The sequence below is a fragment of the Klebsiella sp. HMSC16A12 genome (assembly GCF_001808265.1).
Taxonomy (GTDB): domain Bacteria; phylum Pseudomonadota; class Gammaproteobacteria; order Enterobacterales; family Enterobacteriaceae; genus Klebsiella; species Klebsiella pneumoniae.
Genome location: NZ_KV792558.1, coordinates 1 through 2,323, shown reverse-complemented (window position 1 = coordinate 2,323; position 2,323 = coordinate 1). Strand labels below are relative to the sequence as shown.

Annotated in this window: 2 protein-coding genes; one reads left to right on the top strand and one right to left on the bottom strand. The window is 48.1% G+C overall.

Features of this window, described 5'->3' with window-relative positions; translation table 11 throughout:
* Nucleotides 1-660 precede the first annotated feature (660 nt).
* Nucleotides 661-1,065, top strand: a complete 405-nt coding sequence (locus HMPREF3140_RS06425) for a DUF2251 domain-containing protein (RefSeq protein ID WP_004118061.1) — start codon at nt 661-663, stop codon at nt 1,063-1,065.
* Between the two features lie 275 nt (nt 1,066-1,340).
* Here HMPREF3140_RS06425 and HMPREF3140_RS06420 read toward each other — a convergent pair whose 3' ends face one another.
* Nucleotides 1,341-1,823, bottom strand: a complete 483-nt coding sequence (locus HMPREF3140_RS06420) for a hypothetical protein (RefSeq protein WP_025999313.1) — start codon at nt 1,821-1,823, stop codon at nt 1,341-1,343.
* Nucleotides 1,824-2,323: the final 500 nt, after the last annotated feature.

Sequence of the window (2,323 nt, the reverse complement as noted above, 5' to 3'; positions counted from 1 at the left end):
CAAAAACGGGAGTGACCATAGATTCCGTTTTCCAAGCGGCCCCCTTAATAAGTGGTTAAAGACAAAGGCTCTCAGAAACCACAGTACCGGCATTTCCCGTGTCTATGCCGTTTGCGCAGAAAACACGAACCGGATCATCGGTTATTATTGTTTATCTTCGGGTAGCTTCCGCCATAAGACAGTGCCTGGGACAAACCGACGCAACGCACCTGATGTCATTCCGATCATTGTCCTGGGACGGCTTGCCATCGACCACTCCTGCTCCTGTGCTTATCCTCCCGGGTAGATCGGGCTTTTATGAAAACAGTGACATGTATAGGGAAGAGGGATGCCGGAAAGCGGGTTGGACGTCCTTCAGTACTGAATGAAGAACAGAAACTACGGTGATTGCACAGATTAAGCGGGATCAGCATCTGCGTCATCGCTTGGAATTTAATACAAACAGGCAAACCATTCTCTGCGTAAAGCCCGGACAGTATTGACACTGTGTTCTCAGCTGGACTGTATGCTTTGTACCAGATGCAGACTTTTATAAAATAGTCGTTTTTCAACAAAATGCCTGCAGGTCAGGGGGGAATTCATCGCAGGGATGTTATGGTAGATTGCTTGCCAGTTTGAAAGTAGCCTTATCAAACATTCAGGGAAAGGAGAGTCATCGGTATGACAATTTTAGTGACGCTACAGGCTCAGCTCATTGTGGGAGAAGAGCAGGTGATAAAAAGCCTGGCACCGGAGGGGATGCTGGCGGCCGTATTTGAAGACGACGGCCGGACCGGGTATTTCTATGCGCTCGATGAGTCCCTTGAAGGAAACCCGATTCTTGATGCAGTGCATATCTACAATGTCGAGGATATATCAGACGCCCACATTCCTTCTGACGTTAAAATCGGCTGGTCTGAAGACAGTCAGAAGTGCGTGCTCCTTATCAACGGATATCCGCATGCAGCGTTCGATTTCGTGGGGAAAAATGGGTACTGCAGAAGCGGATACCCACCCCCGATTAACAAGGTTTGGTCTGTGTCCGGCCATGAATGGAGCGATTCGGTGGATGACTTTTTCCGGTGAGTTACGGTGGGCTTAACGCCTGCCGCTTTTCTTTATCAAAAGTGAAAATGTCGCCCTGAAGAGACCGGACGATTTCATGGACTTTCAAATGATAAACCAGGTATCCAAATGCCCGCTTCTCTTTCATGCCTTAAATGACGAAGTCGTGGCGTTTTACACAAAGTTTGGATTCGAGACCTCTGCAGTCAATGCACTGACATTATTGTTCCCGGTCAAAGTATGAAAACTGCTCGGCGCTGATGGAAGGCTCGTCCGGGGCAGGATAGCAGGTGATGTTACTCATACTTCCCTGGGACTGGCTCCCCCATATAAGTGTGGGTACAGCAACGGCAAATTACCTTAACGTCCTTTCCCGTAATCGAAGGGTTTACCTGTTGTAAGATTCCATTTCCATCAACAAACAGGCCCGGATAAAAGCTGCTGTCACCGATACGTACCAAATCTCTTTTCTGATGCTCATGCAGCGCGACCAACCAGAAAACAGGCTCTGTTGTATCAAGACGACCACATACTTCGCTGAATACCTTATCCCACGGTTGGCCAATCTGTTTGACGAGAAAGTAAAACAATGGGGTATAGTCACGGCCTCTCTTTTGCCTGCCATGCATTGTCTCGCGCTTTGCCAGCAGCTCGTCTTCGGCTTTTTTACGGTTTCGCCCCCAGCGATACTCCCCCCCCGGATTAATTGAATAATGCCGCGTAGTTGTATTGTCACTGCGATATAGTTTACGTGACTTGTTCAGTTTATGAGTACGCATAGCCTGGTCTTCTATATGCTTCTTTCTTATGTGAGCCAGAGCGCTCACCGGATCCGGGTTCAGTAGCCTGTGATGGCTAAAATTAAGGTCATGTTTAAAGGTGATTGTCTCATTCTGCAGAGGTATCTTTCGCCAGACAACCACCAAAATTCCGTTTCTGGCCCAGAGTGGCCTGTCAGGTGAAGTTGAGCTCTGCGCTGCAACAATGTCAGGTCAGGGTTAATGTAAAGCTAAATTTCATACCAACAAAGACATCCATTACCCCACAAATACTCCTGGAATAAGCCCCGCTCGTGCAGCAGGGCTTATCTGATTTACATACCAAAACGCCTGATAACGTTTTACCTCCCTCCACCTTTTGCTGGTGATGAATATCAGTTAATTCACCACGAGTTGTACCACTACCAGCCGCCCACCATCCTCTGAAGAAAGGATGAACTGGGTGTTGTCCTCTAGCAGCAACTTTTCACGGCACTGTTGCAAAGTTAGCGATGAGGCAG